13 protein-coding genes are annotated in these 18700 nt (G+C 73.0%); 9 read left to right on the top strand and 4 right to left on the bottom strand.

The genetic code is table 11. The features are described 5' to 3' along the window. The first annotated feature begins 71 nt into the window (after positions 1-71). Genes BXA05_RS19910 through BXA05_RS00725 form a run of 4 tightly spaced genes read left to right on the top strand, consistent with a single transcriptional unit; the run spans position 72 to position 4703 of the window. On the top strand, positions 72-1763 hold the full coding sequence (locus BXA05_RS19910; RefSeq protein WP_076403338.1) for a hypothetical protein: 1692 nt from the start codon (positions 72-74) through the stop codon (positions 1761-1763). After that, complete coding sequence (locus tag BXA05_RS00735; RefSeq protein WP_076403336.1) at positions 1760-2557, top strand: SDR family NAD(P)-dependent oxidoreductase; 798 nt, start codon at positions 1760-1762, stop codon at positions 2555-2557. Before BXA05_RS19910 ends, BXA05_RS00735 begins: the two co-directional genes overlap by 4 nt. After that, complete coding sequence (locus BXA05_RS00730; RefSeq protein ID WP_244550351.1) at positions 2554-3867, top strand: enolase C-terminal domain-like protein; 1314 nt, start codon at positions 2554-2556, stop codon at positions 3865-3867. Before BXA05_RS00735 ends, BXA05_RS00730 begins: the two co-directional genes overlap by 4 nt. Beyond that, positions 3864-4703 (top strand): SDR family NAD(P)-dependent oxidoreductase, encoded by an 840-nt coding sequence (locus BXA05_RS00725; protein ID WP_076403333.1) that lies wholly within the window; start codon positions 3864-3866, stop codon positions 4701-4703. The genes BXA05_RS00730 and BXA05_RS00725 overlap by 4 nt, the downstream gene beginning before the upstream one ends. A gap of 39 nt (positions 4704-4742) precedes the next feature. Here BXA05_RS00725 and BXA05_RS00720 read toward each other — a convergent pair whose 3' ends face one another. Continuing rightward, positions 4743-5837 carry a type I restriction enzyme HsdR N-terminal domain-containing protein gene (locus BXA05_RS00720; RefSeq protein ID WP_076403332.1) on the bottom strand — a complete coding sequence of 365 codons (1095 nt, stop codon included), beginning with the start codon at positions 5835-5837 and terminating at the stop codon, positions 4743-4745. 128 nt (positions 5838-5965) lie between these two features. Here BXA05_RS00720 and BXA05_RS19905 point away from each other — a divergent pair, with 128 nt between their 5' ends. Further along, complete coding sequence (locus tag BXA05_RS19905; RefSeq protein ID WP_170963107.1) at positions 5966-6106, top strand: hypothetical protein; 141 nt, start codon at positions 5966-5968, stop codon at positions 6104-6106. Positions 6107-6168: 62 nt separating this feature from the next. Here the strand turns inward: BXA05_RS19905 and BXA05_RS00710 are convergent, their stop codons facing one another. After that, positions 6169-6501, bottom strand: a complete 333-nt coding sequence (locus tag BXA05_RS00710) for a nuclear transport factor 2 family protein (RefSeq protein WP_076403330.1) — start codon at positions 6499-6501, stop codon at positions 6169-6171. 56 nt (positions 6502-6557) lie between these two features. Next, the gene (locus BXA05_RS00705; protein WP_076403329.1) at positions 6558-7370 is read right to left on the bottom strand and encodes an SDR family NAD(P)-dependent oxidoreductase; all 813 of its coding nucleotides are present in this window, start codon (positions 7368-7370) and stop codon (positions 6558-6560) included. 70 nt (positions 7371-7440) lie between these two features. On the opposite strand from BXA05_RS00705, the gene BXA05_RS00700 reads away from it, so the two are divergent. Together BXA05_RS00700 and BXA05_RS00695 are read left to right on the top strand one after the other, a co-directional pair. Next, positions 7441-8445, top strand: a complete 1005-nt coding sequence (locus BXA05_RS00700; protein ID WP_076403327.1) for a C-terminal binding protein — start codon at positions 7441-7443, stop codon at positions 8443-8445. A 38-nt stretch (positions 8446-8483) separates the two neighbouring features. Next, a complete protein-coding gene (locus BXA05_RS00695; protein ID WP_076403326.1) occupies positions 8484-9338 on the top strand; it encodes a fumarylacetoacetate hydrolase family protein in 855 nt (284 codons plus the stop codon). Between the two features lie 15 nt (positions 9339-9353). Here the strand turns inward: BXA05_RS00695 and BXA05_RS00690 are convergent, their stop codons facing one another. Further along, positions 9354-10226: an SMP-30/gluconolactonase/LRE family protein gene (locus tag BXA05_RS00690; RefSeq protein WP_342065082.1), complete on the bottom strand. Its 873-nt coding sequence runs from the start codon at positions 10224-10226 to the stop codon at positions 9354-9356. 208 nt (positions 10227-10434) lie between these two features. On the opposite strand from BXA05_RS00690, the gene trpS reads away from it, so the two are divergent. Continuing rightward, positions 10435-11568, top strand: a complete 1134-nt coding sequence (gene trpS, locus BXA05_RS00685) for a tryptophan--tRNA ligase (RefSeq protein WP_083711199.1) — start codon at positions 10435-10437, stop codon at positions 11566-11568. Between the two features lie 235 nt (positions 11569-11803). Further along, positions 11804-18538: an RHS repeat-associated core domain-containing protein gene (locus tag BXA05_RS00680; protein WP_170963111.1), complete on the top strand. Its 6735-nt coding sequence runs from the start codon at positions 11804-11806 to the stop codon at positions 18536-18538. Positions 18539-18700: the final 162 nt, after the last annotated feature.

Below are 18700 nucleotides of genomic sequence, written 5' to 3'. Positions count from 1 at the left end.
TGCCGTCCCGGGGGCGTCCCGACCGGACTACATGCTATAGCATCGGCACTCCCGAGCCCAGAGGAGGTGCGATGGTCGCCCTGCACACGCGGGCCCCCGTCCCCGCGTTCGTCGGCCTGGCTGGCGTCGCCGTCCGCGACGTGACGCCCGCCCCCGGCATCCGGGCCCGCAACTGGGGCCCGGCGGACTGGGACGTCTCCGAGGGCGCCCACCGCGCGATGACGCTGACCGCCGTGGCGCTCGCGGAGGAGCGCCCCGACCCCGGGGCCGCCGAGCCCCTCGTCCTCGTCACGATCGACGGCACGTGGTGGCGGCGGGTCGACGACGAGGCGACCTTGCGCGCGACCGTCCTCGACGCGACCGGGCTGCCCGTCGAGCGCCTGCTCGTCTCGCTCTCCCACACGCACGCCGGGCCGGTCCTGTGCTCGGGCGACGCCGACCTCCCGGGCGGCGAGCGCGGCGTCGCGTACCTGCACGACCTCGCGCGCGCAGCGGCCGACGCCGCCGTGGAGGCGGTCGCGTCGCTCCGGCCCGCGACCCTCGAGTGGACGACCGGCCGCTGCGGCCTCGCGTCCAACCGCGAGGCGCTGCTCGACGGCTGCGCGGGCGGGCACGCGGGCACGACCGCGGGAGCCGCTGCGGCGAGCAGGCCGCCCCGGCCGCTCGTCGGCTTCAACCCCGACGCCGGCACCCCGCGCTCGCCCGGCGCCGACGCTGCGGACGACACGGTCGTCGTCGGGCGGCTCACGGCGCGCCCCGCGCCCGCCACGGACACCCGGCCCGACGGCGTGGCGCCCGCAGGCGAGGACGTCACCCTCGCGACGATCGTCAACTACGCGTGCCACCCGACGACGCTCGCCTGGCAGAACCGGCTCGTCTCGCCCGACTACGTGGGCGCGATGCGCGACCTCGTCGAACGCGAGACGGGCGCTCCCGTCGCGTTCCTGCAGGGCGCGTCGGGCGAGCTCGCGCCGCGCGAGCAGTACACGGGCGACACCGCCGTCGCGGACCGGCACGGCACCTCCCTCGGCCATGCCGTGCTCGCGGCGCTCGCCGAGCTCCCGCCGCCGGGCACGGAGCTGGAGCTGACCCACGTCGTCGAGTCCGGCGCGCCGCTCGCGGTCTGGGAGCCCGCGCCGTCGGCCGCGCTCCCGGGCATCGGGACCGGCCCCGGCACCGGCACCGATGCCCGGCCCGACGCACGGACGCTCGCCGCCGTGGCGGAGCCCGTCACGCTCGACCTGCGCGACCTCCCGACGTGGGACGAGCTCGAGGCCGAGTGGGCCGACATCGACCCGCGTTCGCGCGAGGAGCGCCTGCGCCGCGCACGGAACCTGCGCGACGGCTACGTCACCGGCCCGACCGTCCAGCACCCCACGTGGGTGTGGCGCGTCGGTGAGGCGCTGCTCGTCGCGCACCCGGGCGAGGCGTACTCGCGCCTCCAGCGCACGGTGCGCGCCCATGCCGAGACGCGGCCGGTCGTCGTCGCGAACCTCACCAACGGGCCCGGCTTCGTCTACCTGCCCACCCTCGAGGCGTACGACGTCGGCGCCTACCAGGCGTGGCAGTCGCCGCTCGCGCCGGGCTCGCTCGAACGCCTGGAGCGGCACGCGTGCGCCGTCGTCGACGACGTGCTCGCCGATGCCGCCGCCTGGCCGCCCGGCGTCGCCGCACCCGCCGCACCGCCACCCGCCGCACCGCCACCCGCCGCACCGACGTCCGCCGCACCCCCGACCCGTCCCGTCCCCGAGGAGGACCAGTGACCACCCCCGCCCTCGACGCCCCGCGCGTCCCGCTCGCCGTCGTCACCGGGGGAGCGGCCGGCATCGGCCGGGCCGTCGCCGAGCGCCTCGCGACCGACGGGTTCCGGGTCGTGTGCGCGGACGTCCTGCAGCACGACCTCCCCGCGCTCGACCTCGGCGCCGTCCCCGACGCGCCCGGGCTCGTCTGGGCCCCGCTCGACGTCACCGACCACGCCGCCGTGCGCGCCGCGTTCGACGACCTCGCCGCGGCGTTCGGCGGGATCGACGCGCTCGTCAACAACGCGGGCATCCAGCGCCACCGCGCGCTCGAGGACCTCACGTGGGACGAGTGGTCGGCCGTCGTGGACGTCAACCTGCACGGCGTCTTCGCGTGCCTCCAGGCCGCAGGTCGCCACATGCTCGCGGCGGGCCGGGGCGCCGTCGTCAACATCTCGTCCGTCTCGGCCCGCGGCTCCGCCGGCCGGGCCCCGTACTCCACGACCAAGGCCGCCGTCATCGGGCTCACCGCGACCGCGGGCGCCGAGTGGGCCGCCCGTGGTGTGCGGGTCAACGCCGTCGCGCCCGGGTACATCGACACGGGCGTGTTCCGCCAGGGCGTCGCGCAGGGCACGCTCTCGGAGGAGACGATCCTCGCGCGCATCCCCGCGCGCCGGCTCGCCCAGCCGGAGGAGATCGGCAACGCGGTGAGCTGGCTCGTGTCCGACCAGGCCGCGTACATGGTCGGGCAGACCGTGTACGTCGACGGCGGGTTCCTCGTCGACTACGGCGTGCCGCTCGCCAAGAAGCCGGAGTGAGCGTGGGGTCCGCCGCGCGCGTCGTCGCCGTCCGCACCGCGACGACGGTCGTCCCGCTGCCGCAGCCGCTGCGCCTCGGCGCGATGACGGTCGAGCGCCGCGAGTACGTCGGCGTGCGCGTCGTCGCCGAGACGGACGACGGCCGCACCGTCGCCGGGGAGTCGTACGCGCTCACGCGCGAGGCACCCATGGCCGAGCTCGTGGACCGGCTCGTCGCCCCGCACGTGGTGGGCCGGGAGGTCGTCGCGTCCGACGGCGTCGCCGCGCGTCAGAGCGTCGGCGCGGCCTGGGACGCGGCCCTGCGCGGGTCCGCGATCGTCGGCCGCGTGGGCCTCGTGCGTCGCGCGGTCGGCCTGGTCGACGTCGCGCTGTGGGACCTCGCGGGCCGCCTCGCCGGTCGTCCCGTGTGGTCCCTGCTCGACGACGGCCCGCACCTCGCGGGGTCCGCGGAGCCGGGTGTCGGCGGCGACAGGGACGCTCCGGCAGGTGCCGTCGCCGGGAGTCCCCGCGACGTCTCATCCGGGGCGGCCGTCGCAGTGCCACGCCCCGCGATCCTCGTCGCCGCCTACCCGACGCCCGGCCGCACCGCACGCGACGTCGCGGACGAGGTGCTCGCGCACGCGCGCGCCGGGTGGCCGCTCCTGAAGATCTCGCGCTCGCCCGACCGCCTGCTCATGCGCGACCTGCTCGCGATCCTGCGCGCCGAGCTGCCCCACGTCACCGGTCGCCCGACCGTCGCAGGCCGCAGCGGCGTCGTCGTCGACGTGGGCTTCGGCTGGCGCGACGCCGACGAGGCGCTCGCGGACCTCGACGCGTGGGGCGTCACGGGTGCGGCGGGGGAGAGCGCGCCCGCGCTCGCGTGGCTCGAGGACCCGCTGCTGCCCGAGCACGCGGCCGGCGCGGCGCGCGTCCGCGACGCGTCCGGGCTGCCGCTCTCCGTGGGCGACGAGGTCACCGACCCTGAGGTCTTCGCGCGGCTCGACGCGCTGGGAGCGCTCGACGTGCCGCGCGTCGACGTCGTCGCGATCGGCGGCATCACGGCCGCCGACCCGCTCGTGCGCGCGTGGGCGGCGCGGGGGAAGGCCGTGTCCAGCCACGTGTACCCGGAGGTGAGCGTGCACCTGGGCGGAGCGGCGGGCATCGGCGTCGAGACGTTCGACCGCTCGCCCGCGGGCAACCCCTACGACCCCGCGCCGCTGCTCGTGCGTAGCGGTCCCGTGTTCGACGGCGGCCACGCCACCCCGCCCGACGCGCCCGGCCTGGGCTTCACGCTCGACCCCGACCGCTTCGACCTGGAGGCGACCCCGTGACCGGACCCACGGACGGACCCGCGAGCAAGCACCGCAGCGTCGTCGTCACCGGCAGCGGCAAGGGCATCGGCCGCGCCGTGGCCGCGCGCCTCACCGCCGACGGGTGGACCGTCGTCGGGCTGGAGCGCACCCCGGGCTCGGGGACGGTCGAGGAGGGGGTGTGCGCCGCCGTCGTGCTGGGGGACTCGCGCGACCGCGAGGCCCACCGCGAGGCCGCGCGGACCGCGCGCGACCTCGCGCCGCTCGCCGGATGGGTGAACAACGCGGGCATCACCGTCCGCACGCCGCTGCACGCGCTCGCCGACCCGGAGCGGGCAGCGCGGGTCGAGCAGGACGCGCGCGACGTCGTCGAGATCAACGGCCTCGGCTACCTCTGGGGCTGCGCCGCCGCCGTCGAGGCGTTCACCGACCAGGTGAGCGGCGGGTCGATCGTCAACATCGGCTCGATCCACGGCCGCGCGGCGTTCGCCGACCACGCCGCCTACGAGCTGACCAAGGGCGGCATCGACGCGCTCGCGCGCTCCGTCGCCGTGACGTACGGGCGGTACGGCATCCGCGCCAACACCGTCGCGCCGGGCGGGGTGCGCACCCCGCACCTCGACGCGCAGATCGCCCGCGCGGCCGACCCGGCCGCCGAGGAGCGCGCGCTCGCCGAGGGCCCGCCGCTCGGGCGCATCGCCGAGTCCGCGGAGATCGCCGCGCTCGTCGCGTTCCTGCTGTCCGACGAGGCGGGCTACGTCTCCGGCCAGTCGATCGCCGCCGACGGCGCCTGGACCGCATCGTTCGGCAACCCGCCCCACGACCCCGACCTCGACGCGCGCTACGGCCTCGCCTGACCGGGGGGATCACCGACGCGGGGCGGTCCGTCACACCCTCTAGAGGTAGTTGTGGACGGTCTTGCGCACGTGCTCGGCGTGCTCGTAGATCTCGTCGAGGGACGTGATCGGGTGCCGCGTCTCGACCTTGTTCTCGTCGAACAGCCCGAGATACCTCTGCCCGGTGTTGAAGTGCAGACGCGCGATCGGCTTGCGGTTGTTGTCGTCCAGCAGGACACCCATGTAGCTCTTGGTGTCACGATGCACGATCCGGGCCGGTGAGACCTCGCTGCACGCGATCGCGCGGATGATCTGATACCCCTCGATCTCGTCGAGGGTCGTCTCGATACCCCGGTCGTCGGGGCGTGCCGCTTCGGCGACACTCTCCTGTGCTGCCTCGGTGCCGGTCATCGGCACGCTGCCCGCGTCCGGGTACGCCTGGCCACCGAGCGCCGCCTTCAGCCTGTCGTTGACCTGGTCGGCGAGGAACTGCTTCATCGCCTTGGCGACGAGGATCCTGAACTGCTCCTTCACCTTCTGCGTGAACGAGCCGTCGTACACCCGGTTCGTGAGCGCCTTGATCCACTCGTCGTCCGGCTCGCGGAACTGAGCGGCGAGCGCACGCTTCAGAGCGCCGATGTACTTGAGCTCCTCCGCAGCGCTGACGACGGACTCCAGATCGAACGTCTCCTTCGTGAGCTTCTGCACCTCGGGGATGAGCGTCTCGTCCAGGTCGAGCAGATCGAGCTGGAGGAAGGGCTTCTCGTCCATGCGGTTGGGCTTGTCGAGATCGGTGAAGAAGTGGAAGTGCTGCCCGTTCGTGAGGATGGCGATCCGGGCGTTGGTCGTCGCGAAGTAGCGGAACAGCTGGGAGGCGTGGTTCAGGCTCAGCGGGGACCCGATCGTCTTCGCCTCGACGAGCATCTGGAGCTCGCCGTCCTTGACGATCGCGTAGTCGATCTTCTCGCCCTTCTTCGTCCCGACGTCCGCCGTGAACTCGGGGATCACCTCGTTCGGGTTGAAGACGTCGTACCCGAGGACCAATGAGATGAACGGCATGACGAACGCGTTCTTCGTCGCTTCCTCGGTGCCGATCGTCGCCTTCTGCTGCTGGATCTTCGTCGCCAATGACGCCAGTCGTTCGCCGATCTCCACAGTGAGTTCCCCCTGGTCGTGCCGTTGCGAAAGGTTGCGGGGGAGCCTAGTGCGCTGTCTCGGACATGGACAGAGCGAGGCGTTAGCCTCAGCGGGTGAATATCGGGGGGCGTGCAGAAGCCTCTGAGGTGGACGACCTGGCGCGCCCGGTGGAGACGGCCGACGATCTGGCAGATCTCCGCGCCGCGCAGGCGGCTCGCGACGAGCTGAGCGGCTCGGGGACTGCGTTGCCCTGGGAACAGGTCAAGGCTGACCTCGGCCTCGTGTGAGGCGCGGATCGAGGTCGCGCCTGCCGCGTCCCGACACGTGCAGGAGATCGTAGGCCGGCGCGTCAGCCCTTGACCATGCTCGCGCGGGTGATGAGGCCGTCGCGGACCTCGAACGTCGCGATGGTCTCGCCGGTACCGTTCGACGTCGTGACGAGCTCGCGCGCGACGAGCCAGCGGTCGCCGAACGTCACGGACGCGTCGACGACGCAGTGCAGCGCGGTGTCCTCGAACCGGCTCGCGTAGAACGCGCGCAGGGCGTCGCGGCCGACGATCGGCTCGGGGGTCACGCCGCTCACGACGGCGTCGGGCGCGTAGGTCGCGCAGAAGCCGTCGAGGTCGCGGACGTTGAAGGCGTCGACCTGGGCGGTGACGACGGCGGACGGGGACGTGCTCATGGGTGCCTCCTCGGGCAGTGGTGGGCGAGTGTCGCGGCGGACCGGCGGACCGGCGGTCAGTCGATCCGGACGCCGCCGTTGACGTCGTACGTCGCGCCGGTGACGAACCCGGCGCGCGGGGAGGCGAGGGACGCGACGACCCACGCGACGTCGTCGGGCGTGCCGAAGTCCCCGAGGGGGATGGACGCGGTGAGCCCGGCGCGCGCGTCGGGGGCGAGCTGGTCGGTGATGGCGCTCGTCACCGGGCCGGGCGTCACGGCGTTCACGCGGATGCCCTCGCTCGCGAGGATGCGCGCGAACGAACGCGTGATCGCGAGGATCGCGGCCTTGCTCGCGGCGTAGTGCACGCCGGTCTTGAGCGCGCCCTGCTCGCCCGCGATGGACGAGAGGTTGACGATCGCGCGGTCGCGCGCGGTCCGCTCGCCGGGCGTGACGGTCGCGCCCACCGGCTCGGGCCGGTCCGCGCGCAGCAGCGGGAGCGCGGCGCGCGACAGCACGAACGTGCCGCGCGCGTTGGTCTCCATGACGAGGTCCCACTCGTCGAGCTCGATGTCGTCGAGCGCGCGATACGGGCACACGCCGCCGTTGTTGACGAGCACGTCGAGGCGTCCCCAGGCGTCGCTGACCTCGGCGACGAGCGCCTCGACGGACGCGGTGTCGCGCAGGTCGAGGCGCGAGACGCGGGTCGCGGCGCCTTCCTCCTCGCACCGGGCGGCGGTGGCGCGCGCGCCGGCCTCGCCGCCGGTGTACGTGAGCCAGACGTCGTGCCCGTCGCGCGCGAGCTGGAGGGCGGTGGCGGCGCCGATGCCGGAGCTGGCGCCGGTGACGAGGGCGAGGCGGCGGCGGGTGCCGTCCGGGGCAAGGGTCATGGGCCCACGCTATAGCATCCGACCGGCCCGAGGGTTGGTCGAGGGTGCTATTTGCTATAGCATCCCTGCCATGACAGCCGACACCGTCGTCATCACCGACTGCGACCTGCCCGGGACCGCGTGCGAGGACACCCTGACCGCCGCCGGGCTGCGGGCCGTGCGCGCCGCCGCGCGCACCGAGGACGAGGTGATCGCCGCCGTCGAGGAGGCCGCCGCGAGCGGGTCCGCGCCCTCCGCGCTCGTCGTGCAGTGGGCCCCCATCACGGCCCGCGTGCTCGACGCCGTCGCCGGCCCGGGCGGGGTGCGCATGGTCTCGCGCATGGGCATCGGCTACGACATGGTCGACGTCGCGGCCGCCACCGAGCGCGGCGTCGCCGTCGCGAACACCCCGACCTACTGCATCGAGGAGGTCGCGAGCCACACGGTCGCGATGATCCTCACGCTCGACCGCGGCCTCGTCGCCTACGACCGCGCGCTGCGCGCGGGCACGTGGGCCCCGACGGCGCAGCACGCCGCGCGCCTGTCCAGCACCGTCGTCGCCGTCATCGGGTACGGGCGGATCGGCTCCGAGGTCGCGCGCTCTGCCCGTGCGCTCGGCTACCGCGTGCTCGTGCACGACCCGTTCGTCGACGCGCAGGCCGTGGCGTCCGACGGGCACGAGGCCGTGGGGATCGACGAGGCCGTCGCGCGCGCCGACGTGATCACGCTGCACGCGCCGCTCACCGAGTCGACGCGCCACCTGCTCGACGCCCGCACGCTCGCCGCCGCGAAGCCGGGCGTGCGGGTCGTCAACACGTGCCGCGGGCCGCTCATCGACGAGGACGCGCTCGCCGACGCGCTCGCGTCCGGCCACGTGGGCTCCGCCGCGCTCGACGTCTACGCGACCGAGCCGCTGCCCGCCGACTCGCGCCTGCGCACCTTGGACAACGTGCTGCTCACCCCGCACGCCGCGTGGTTCTCGCCCGAGGCCATGCAGGACCTCCCCGTGCACACCGCGCGCAACGCCGTCGACTTCCTCGCGGGCCGCCCCGTGCCGTCGATCGTCAACCCGGACCACGCGCGCGCCCTCGCCTGAGGAACCGCGCCACCCGCCCCGACCTAGGAGACCCACCCGTGCAGCTCGTCCGACTCGGCCCCCTCGGCCAGGAGCGTCCCGCCGTCCGCGAGGACGGGGTCGTGTACTCCCTCGACCCGCTCACCCGCGACATCGACGGCGCGTTCCTGGCAGCCGACGGCGTCGGCCGGGTCCGCGCGGCGCTCGCCGCGGGCGCGCTGCCCGTGCTCGACGGCGCCGACGAGCTGCGCGTCGGCGCGCCCGTCGCCCGGCCGACGGCCGTCGTCTGCATCGGGATGAACTACGCGGAGCACGCCGCCGAGTCCGGCTCGACGCCGCCCGACGTCCCGATCGTCTTCTGGAAGCACTCGAACACGGTCGTCGGCCCGCACGACGACGTGCTCGTGCCGCCCGGGGCGACGACGGTCGACTGGGAGGTCGAGCTCGGCGTCGTGATCGGCCGCCGGGCGCGCTACCTGTCGTCCCCGGAGGAGGCGCTCGAGCACGTCGCGGGCTACGTCCTGTCCCACGACGTCTCCGAGCGCGACTACCAGATGAAGGTCTCCGGCGGTCAGTGGTCGAAGGGCAAGAGCTGCGAGACGTTCAACCCGCTCGGCCCGTGGCTCGTCCCCGCCGACGAGGTGGACGTCCAGAACCTCGGGCTCCGGTCCTGGGTCAACGGCGAGCCCCGCCAGGACTCGACGACGGCCGACATGATCTTCGACGTCGCGTACCTCGTGCACCACCTGTCGCAGTACATGGTCCTCGAGCCGGGCGACCTCATCAACACCGGCACCCCGCAGGGCGTCGCCCTGTCCGGGCGCTTCCCCTACCTGCGCGCGGGCGACGTCGTCACCCTCGAGATCGACGGCCTGGGCCGCGCCGAGCAGCGCGTGCGCGACGCCGTCCGCTGACGACCGCGGGGACGCTCAGCCCGCGAACGGCAGGGCCGGGAGCCCCCGGACCCCCGGGTCCGCCACGAACAGCGACCCCGACGCGGCCTCGTCCGCGTCGGGGTCGTCCAGCCCTTGGCGCGAGGTCGTGACGAACAGCCGGTCGAGGTCGTCGCCGCCGAACGTGCACGCGCTCACCTGCGACACCGGGAGCGGGACGACGGCGTCGAGCGTGCCGTCGGGGGAGTAGCGCCGGACGGCCCCGCCGCCCCACAGTGCCACCCAGACGCCGCCCTCGGCGTCGACCGTGAGGCCGTCCGGCATGCCGTCGTCGGGGTCGATCTCCACGAACGCGCGACGCCGCACGAGACCGCGCGAGTCCTCCGCGGCGGGCACGACGTCGAGCACGTCGATCCGCCGCGTCGCGGAGTCGACGTAGTAGGCCCGCGACCCGTCGGGCGAGAACCCGAGCCCGTTCGACACCTCGACGCCGTCGAGCGCGACGCGCGACGACCCGTCCGACTCCACCCGGTACAGCGCGCTCGGCCGCTCGCCCTCGGCCTGGCCGCCCACGTAGAACGCGCCGTCGGGCGCCGCCGCCCCCTCGTTGAGGCGGACCGTCGGGTCGTCGACGAGCGTCGCGAGCCTGCGGACGGGGGCGCCGTCGCCGTCCGCCACCGCGACCGACCGCGCGAGCCCGACGACGAACCCGCCCCCGGTCCGCGGCCGCACCACGGCCGCGTGGTCGCCCACGTGGAGGCGGTCGACGCCGCCGTCGGGTCGCAGCGTGAGGAGGTCGCCCGCGAGCATGTCCACGTACCGCAGGCCGCCCCAGCCCGGCCACCACACCGGACCCTCCGCGTGGTAGGCGATGGGACCGGTGACGTTCTCGACGAAGATCTCAGGCATCCGACCATTCTCGCCGAGGGCCGTCGCCCCGCGCGGCGGGCGTAGGGTGGACGCATGATCACGCAGAGCTGGTGGTGGCTGCCTCCGCAGCCGTGACCAGTCCTGCCCACGTCCCGAGCTGCGCGCCGCAGCCGGGACGTCGTCATGTCCGGGCCGGTCCGGTCCTCGACCGGGCGTGGTGCGTGGCTCCCCACCGAAGGAGAGCACCATGACCACGACCCTCGACCCCGCGCCGTCGGCCCTCTCGTCCGCGACGCCGTCCGGGCTGTCCGCGTCGACCGCGTCCGTCGCGGCGGCCCGCGAGCGGTCCGCGCAGATCGAGGCCCGGCTCGCGACCGACCCGTCCGGCTTCCGCGTCCTCACCGGCGACCGCCCGACGGGCGCGCTGCACCTCGGGCACTACCTCGGCACCCTCGCGAACCGCGTCCGGCTGCAGGACGACGGCGTCGAGGTCGTGCTCGTCGTCGCCGACTACCAGGTCATCACCGACCGCGACGACGCCGGAGACCTGCGCGCCACCGTGCGCGAGGTCGTCCTCGACTACCTCGCGGCCGGGATCGACCCCGCCCGCACGACGGTCTTCGCGCACTCCGCGGTCCCGGCGCTCAACCAGCTCCTGCTGCCGTTCCTCAGCCTCGTCACGACCGCCGAGATCGAGCGGAACCCGACCGTCAAGGCCGAGGCCGTCGCGGCCGCCGCACGGCAGGGCCGCCCCATGAGCGGCCTGCTCTTCACCTACCCGGTGCACCAGGCGGCCGACATCCTGTTCTGCCACGGCAACCTCGTCCCCGGCGGGCAGGACCAGCTCCCGCACGTCGAGCTCACGCGCACCGTCGCACGACGCTTCAACCAGCGCTACGCCGCCGCGCAGCCCTACTTCCCCGAGCCCGACGTCCTGCTCGCCCCCGCGCCCACCGTGCTCGGCACCGACGGGCGCAAGATGAGCAAGTCCGCGGGCAACGCGCTCGAGCTGCGCGACGACGAGGACGCCACCGCGCGCTTCGTCCGCCGCCACCGCACCGACTCCGAGCGGCACGTCACGTACGAGCCCGAGCGCCGACCCGAGGTCGCGAACCTCCTCACCCTGGGTGCGTTCGCCGCCGGGACGACGCCCGAGGCGCTCGCCGACGAGGTCGGTGCCGCCGGGGCGGGCCGCCTCAAGCAGGTGGTGACCGAGGCGCTCGTCGAGCACCTGCGTCCCCTGCGCGCCCGCCGTCGTGCCCTCGCCGCGGGGGACGGGCCCGACCCGCTCGACGTGCTGCGCGAGGGCAACGCCCGCGCGAACGCGACCGCGGACCGCACCCTCGCCGAGGTCCGCGAGCTCATGGGCACCGCCTACTGACGCAGGACATCGCTCGCGCGGCGGGCCGCCGGCAGAGTGGCGGCCTCGCGCGAGCGTCGTCCCGGCGGACCGTGGCGCAGGACTCTCGCCGTGCGCTATGGTCCGTGCACCTTCGCTGGTTGTGAGCTCGCTGAGAACCAGGCTGGGGCCTGCCCGCAGGGGGTGTGGGCTTCGGTTTCCGGTGCGCGCTGGTGCGTGCCGTGACAGATCGGGCTGGTTCGCGATGGCGTTCTTGGTGTCGTTCTCTGGTGTTCCTGGTGCGTGGCGGGCGTCGATCGCCGCCCTCGCGGGGGCGGTCGCGCTGAGCGTGGGAGTGGTCTCGCTCCCTGCGCCGGCGATCGCCGCGTCCCTCCCGGCGGAGGCCGCCGCCGAACCCGCGGCGGTGGACCCGGCACTCGTGCCGCGGACCGCCCCGGACTCCGGGTCCGCGATGGTGAACGCGCGACTTGCCGGCGCGCCCGTGGAGGACCTGTCCCAGCGCACGGAGTCCGGTTCGGTGTGGGCGTTGCCGAACGGGCAGTGGACGGCGCAGCAGGGGTCGGGCCCGGTGTGGGTGCAGACCGGCGGTGACGGCACCGCGGAGGAGGACTGGGCGCAGGTCGACCTCACGCTCGAGGCCGGCGAGGACGGGGTGGTGCGCCCGGTCGCCGCGGTCTCGGGGCTGGAGATCTCCGGTGCCGTCGAGGTCGCTGACGACGCTCCGGTCGAGCTGGCCTCGGTGACGGACACCGAGACCGGTGTGGTCTCCGCGATGCACTGGACGGGCGCGTTGCCGGAGCCGGTGCTGGAAGGCCGGCGGGCGACGTACGAGGGCGTCTCTGAGGGCCTGGACCTGGTCGTCGAGGCGACGAACAGCGGGTTCGAGCAGTTCTTCGTCGCGCACGACGCGGAGGCGGCGCGAGCGGCGATCGAGGATCCGCTGGTCGTGACGGCCGAGGGCGGCACGGTGGCGGTGACCGCTGACGGTGGGTTCGAGGTGAGCGCGCCGTCGGGCGAGGTCGTGGGCGTGGGGGCGACGCCGTTGGCCTGGGACGCGCAGGTGGAGGAGCACCGTCCGGACTCCCTGCTCGAGCCCGCGGTGTCGATCGACCCGGAGGCGCCGCGGTTGGCGCCGCTGCCCGAGCTGGACGTGCTGTACGGCAAGGAGGCCGAGGGCGGGCAGGCGCCCGCGGCGAAGACGCCTGCCGGGACGCCGACCGCCGGTGGCAGCGGCCCCGTGGTCCCCGTGGAGGCCGACCCGTTGTCGGAAGCGGTGACCCTGGAGGAGTCGGTGACGATCGCCGACGCCTCGACCGCGCAGGTCGAGCTGTCCGGGGTGGAGGCCCTGATCACGGATGCGGGGACGCAGTTCCCCGTGGTGATCGACCCACAGGTGAACCTGAACAAGGGACTCGACCTGTACGTGCAGACGGACACGACGGTCGACACGTCGGCGCGCACGTACATGCAGATGGGCACCTACAACGGCGGTGCGGTGAAGGCGCGCGGGATCATCAACTTCCCGACGTCGGCGATCGCCGGCAAGGTCGTGTCTGCGGCGACGATGGAGCTGTGGAACTTCCACTCCTACTCGTGCCAGGCACGGAACTGGGAGCTGTGGCACACCGGGGGGATCTCGACCGCGACACGGTGGTCGAACCAGCCCGGGTGGTTGACGCGGCAGCTGACGACGTCGCAGACCAAGGGGTACGCCGACTCGTGCGGTGACGGCTGGGTCACGATGGACGTCAAGGGCGCGATGACCTACGCCGCGAACCGGGGGGACTCCCAGATCACGCTCGGGGTGAAGGCGGAGAACGAGTCCGACTCCTACGGGTGGAAGAAGTTCAACTCCGCCGACGCAGGTTCCTACGTCCCCTCCATCTGGGTCACGTACAACTCCTACCCGAACGTGTCCACGAACTCGGGGCACAGCGCGGGGGAGTACGCGTGGTGGCCGAGCTCGACCGCTGCGAACCGCGTGCTCTACGTCAAGGTCGCCAAGCCCAAGTTCTACTCGGTGGTGACCGACCCCGACGGCGGCAACGTCAAGGGCTTGTTCTCCGTGCTCAACCCTGCCGGGACCGCGGTCTGGAACCAGCTGCCCGGATCGAGCGTCGCGTCGGGCGGGCGGTCGCAGTTCGTGCCCGCCACGTCGACCCCCGCCCTCGTCAACGGGACCGCGTACACCACACGAGTGTGGTCGAGCGACGGTGCGCTGACCTCGAAGACCTACTCGAGCTGGGGTTTCACCGTCGACACGAGCGCGCCGGCGGCTCCGACGATCACCGCGTCGGGATACACGAACGGTCAGTGGAAGGACACGCCGCCGTCGTCGAACGCCTTCACGCTGAAGTCGACCTCGACGGACGTCGTCCGGTTCGAGTACTCCCTGGACGGCGGGGCATGGACCTCGATCGCCGCGACGGGCACGACACCGACGGCGACGATCAGCTGGAACCCCGTGAACGGGGCGCACACGCTGAAGGTGCGTGCGATCGACAAGGCCGCGTGGGCCTCGGCCGAGACGACGTTCGGGTTCGGCTCCGGTGGCGCGGCGCTGGCGTCGCCGGTCACGGGGCTCAAGTCGACGGACACCTTCCAGGTCAAGGCCAGCAGTCCTTCGACCGCGTCGGGAACGGTGACGCCGTCGATCTGGTGGCGGGCCGCGGGCACGGCGGAGCCGGCCAACTACGACGCCTCGAAGGGCTCGACCACCGGGTGGACGAAGGCGACAGATCTGCCCGCCGTCGCAGCGAACGCCGCGGTGGCGGTGAACAAGCAGTGGTCGGCGGCGGAGGCAGCGGAGGCCCTGGGGAAGTCGCGGGTCCCGGTCCTGCTGGACGTCCAGGTGTGCTTCACCTACTCCGCCTCCGGGATCGTGCGCTGCACCTGGAACCAGGACACGACGTCGCGCTCGTCCGTGGTGCGCGTACCGCACGCGTTCGGTGACAACTACCCGGTCGCTGACGCCGGCCCGGGGCAGGTCGCGCTGTGGACGGGGGAGTTCAACACCTCCGCGACGGACGTCTCCGTGCCCGGGTACGTGGGTGACCTGTCGGTCTCGCGGTCGTACTCCTCCCAGGCCGGTACCGACGACACGTCGGTGTTCGGGCCGGGGTGGAAGGCGTCGTTCGACGGCACCGACATCGGGATCGCCGGGTTCGAGGTCGTGGACTCCACCGACGTGGACGGCACGATCTCCCTGATCGACGACGAGGGTGGCGCACTCGTGTTCCGTCAGCCCGACGGCACGAAGACCGCGATGAAGCCGGGCCAGTACACCGCGGTCGACGAGGACACCGCCACGGTCGGCGCCAAGCTCAGCCTGACCGGCACCGGCACCGCGGCCACGCTCGACTTCACCGAGGAAGACGGCACCGTCACCCGGTTCACCTACTCCCACACCGCGGGAGGTGACCGGGTGTGGCTGCCTGCATCGGTGACGGAACCGGGCACTGCCGGAGCGACGTCGTTCACGCGTGACGCCACGACGAAGAAGATCACCCGCATCCTCGCCCCCGTTCCCCCCGGGGTCACGTGCCCGGCCACGGGCGCGCTGAACCCGGGATGCCGGGCTGTCGACATCACCTACGCCGCCACCACCGCGGGCACCGATGTCGCCGGGCAGGTCAAGCAGATCTCCTACACCGCCTACGACCCGGACAAGGCCGGGGGCGCAGGCATGAGCACCGTCGTCGTGGCGACCTACGAGTACGACTCCGCGAAGCGCCTGGCGAAGGTCACCGACCCGCGCGCGGGGCTGTCCACGAGCTACGCCTACGGCGGTCCCTCGACGTCCGGGCAGCCTCTGCTGACCACCGTCACCCCGTCCGGCCTCGCTCCCTACACCCTCGCCTACGGTGCCTCGTCCCAGGACGTGAAGTCCCTGCTGACGGTCGAGCGGGCGCCCGCCACGACGGGCGGGGCCGCGGCACGGCTGTCCCGGTTCGTGTACGGGATCGACCCGGCGACGACGAACACGGCGCTGCCCGACCTCAAGGCCGCCGCCACGACCACCTGGAGCCAGGAGACGCCTCCGTCGTACGGGGCCGCGGTGTTCTCCGCTGACAGGCAGCAGGTCTCCGGCTCCGGACCTGGTGACGTGACTGCGGCCGACTGGCCGTACGCGGACCTGCAGTACACCGACGCCGAGGGTCGCGTGGTCAACACCGCCGCGTTCGGGGCCGGGGACTGGCAGGTCACCGCGACCCGGTACGACTCCGGCGGACGCACCGTGCACGAGCTCGACCAGAAGGCCACCGCCCAGCTGCGCGCCCTGACCGCAGCCCAGGGCCAGCTCGCGACCGAGGTCATCGACTCCTACGCCACCATCACCCGTTACAACGCCGACATCACCGCAGCCACCGCGATCACCCACGACGGCGGCACCATCGCGGCCGGGGCCGTGCTGACCCCCGCCGGGACCGTCGTCACCGACGTGTGGGAGCCTGCGCGGGAGACCAGCAACGGGCTGCTGCGCAAGCACACCCGCACCGACTACGACCAGGGCGCGCCCAACGGCGGGGTGAACCCCAAGACGGGGATCGCCTACCGCCTGCCCACGGCCGTCACGGTCACCGAGGCGGACGCGCTCACCGGCAGCAGCGACACCAGCGTGCCGGTAGCGACCGGTGAGACGGTCGTGTCGCAGGCGCTCTCCGGGTACGACGCCATCGACGGAGTCCCGCACACCGACAAGACCTCCGGCTGGTTCCTCGGGCAGGCCACGACGTCGACCACGGTGATGGACGACCCTGCGCAGAACATCGTCACGAAGACCCGGTACGACGTCGAGGGCAAGGTGGTCGAGTCCCGCAAGCCTGGCGCCACCGGCAGCGATGCCGCGACGACGCGCAACGGCTACTACACCGCGGCTGCCCAGACCGGCGTCTTCGCCGCGTGCGGGAGCAAGCCCGAGTGGGCGGGTCTCGCCTGCTCCACCCGCACCGGCGAGTCCACGCCCACCCTGCCCGTCGAGACGACGACGAAGTACTCCTCCTACCTGGCACCGCGCGAGTCCGTGGAGTCGCTCGGTGCGACGACGCGGATCACCACCACGACGTACGACGCCGCCGGGCGCACCGTCCGGGTCGGCACCGTGGCGACGGGTCTCGCCGGGTCGACCCCGGTCCCGGCGACGCGCACGGACTACGACGCCGCGACCGGACAGGTCGCCGCGACCGTGACCCTCGGTGCGACGGGGGCCGAGACCGGGCGCATCTCCACGCGATACGACGCCTGGGGGCGCCAGACGACGTACACCGACTCCGACGGCGCCGTCACCACCACGACCTACGACGCTGCGGGGCGGGTCGCGAAGGTCACCGACCCGATCCGGTCGGTCGAGTACGGGTACGACGCCGAGGGCGAGCGCCGCGGTCTGCCCACCCTGGTCAAGATCCCTGGCACCGGGCAGTTCACCGCCACCTACGACGCCACCGGCGCGATGACGAGCCAGTCTCTGCTCGGTGGCCGCGTCACCCAGCGGCTGACGTACGACCGTGCCGGCGAGCTCACCGAGCTCGCCTACACGGGTGCCGCCATGCCGGGCGACCCCGAGCAGGACCTGCTCGCCTGGTCGATCGATTCTGACGTCCTCGGGCGGACCACCACCCTCACGTCGACGGCGGGGACGGGCGACACCGGTATCGCCCGCACGCAGTCCTTCACCTACGACAAGGGCGAACGCCTCACCGCGGTCTCCGACACCACCGGCGGGACCTGCACCACCCGGACCTACGGGTTCGACGTGCGTGGCAACCGCCTCGCGCAGAACGCGACCGCGTACGACACCGACTGCGCCAGCGTTCCGGCGAGCACCGTCGGCAAGGCCTGGAACTACGACGGCGCCGACCGCGTCCAGAAGGGGGCGAACGGGGCGGGGAGCTACGTCTACGACCTCCTCGGACGCCAGACCACGCTGCCCGGTGCCGACACCCCCGCAGGAGCCGGGGCCGGTGACCTGACGGTCGGTTACTACGACACCGACGCCGCGCGGAGCCTGACCCAGAACGGCACCACCACCACCTACACGCTCGACCCCGCCGGGCGCCGCCACACCGCGTCCACGGTCAGCGGCACGACCACGACCGGCACGGTGCGGCACTACACCGACACCAGCGACAACCCCGGCTACGCGACCAAGACTGGGACCGGCAGCCCGGTCACCACCTGGTACGGCGCCTCGATCGCCGGCGACCTCGGCCTGGAGATCACCGGCACCACCGCCACCCTGTCCCTCATCGATCCGATCGGCTCCATCGCCACGACCGTCGCTCTGCCCGCGGTCGACCAGCCGCTCCAGCTGGGCGCACTCGGCACCTGGGACGAGTACGGCAACCCGATCACCACCCCGACGCAGACCGGCGCGATCACCTACGGCTGGCTCGGCGGCAAGGAACGTGCCCGCGACACCACCGGGCTTACTCTCATGGGTGCTCGGCTGTACAACCCCACGACCGGCCTCTTCACCAGCACCGACCCTGTTTCGGGCGGTAACACCACCGCTTATACGTATCCTCAGGACCCAATCAATCAGCATGATCTTGACGGTCAAGTAAAGTGGAAGAAGATCTGGAGCAAGGCGAAGAGGATTGGCCGGTCGGTTGGGAACCACTTTCGTAAGAACTGGAGAACGTACGCTCAAGCGGGGATCGTGATCGCAGGAGCGATCGCTGCCGGCGCGTGCGCCGCCGCAACTGCTGGCGTGTGCGCCGGCGCCGGTGGCCTCATCATGTCAGCGGCGATCGGCGCTGCCACTGGGGTTGGGGCCTACCATGTGGGGACCCCTAAGAACAAGAGGACGAGAAGCGGGTACCTGCAGGCTGCGGGGTGGGGAGCGCTGCCGGGACCTGTAGGCAAATGGTTGGGCATGCGACAGATGGGCAGAGTTGTCCAGCCCCGATGGCTCACTAGCCGGTTGTTTGGGACGAACGGTGGCAAGCACACCCGGCCCATCCTCAACCGGTGGTCAGGCGCGAGGAGATAACGGTGAGGCCCAAGTCCTATCTGGCGTACATGGCTCGGTTAGTTGTGGCCGGAATCGCCTTTTTCGTGGTGGGGGTATCGAACATGTTGGACTTGGGTGGCCCGTTGCGTTGGGCTCTGACGGGCTGCCTGGGTTGCGCCTTTGCGATCTGCCTTTCACAAA

This window comes from Cellulosimicrobium funkei (assembly GCF_900155925.1).
Taxonomy (GTDB): domain Bacteria; phylum Actinomycetota; class Actinomycetes; order Actinomycetales; family Cellulomonadaceae; genus Cellulosimicrobium; species Cellulosimicrobium funkei.
The sequence above is the reverse complement of the archived record's forward strand: the minus strand, read 5'-3'. Positions and strand labels throughout refer to the sequence as shown.

What these genes read in the sequence shown, in the direction of transcription:
- BXA05_RS00700 (WP_076403327.1), top strand. Translation starts at nt 7,441, where the DNA reads ATGACAGCCGACACCGTCGTCATCACCGACTGCGACCTGCCCGGGACC.
- BXA05_RS00710 (WP_076403330.1), bottom strand. Translation starts at nt 6,501, where the DNA reads ATGAGCACGTCCCCGTCCGCCGTCGTCACCGCCCAGGTCGACGCCTTC.
- trpS (WP_083711199.1), top strand. Translation starts at nt 10,435, where the DNA reads ATGACCACGACCCTCGACCCCGCGCCGTCGGCCCTCTCGTCCGCGACG.
- BXA05_RS00705 (WP_076403329.1), bottom strand. Translation starts at nt 7,370, where the DNA reads ATGACCCTTGCCCCGGACGGCACCCGCCGCCGCCTCGCCCTCGTCACC.
- BXA05_RS00690 (WP_342065082.1), bottom strand. Translation starts at nt 10,226, where the DNA reads ATGCCTGAGATCTTCGTCGAGAACGTCACCGGTCCCATCGCCTACCAC.
- BXA05_RS19910 (WP_076403338.1), top strand. Translation starts at nt 72, where the DNA reads ATGGTCGCCCTGCACACGCGGGCCCCCGTCCCCGCGTTCGTCGGCCTG.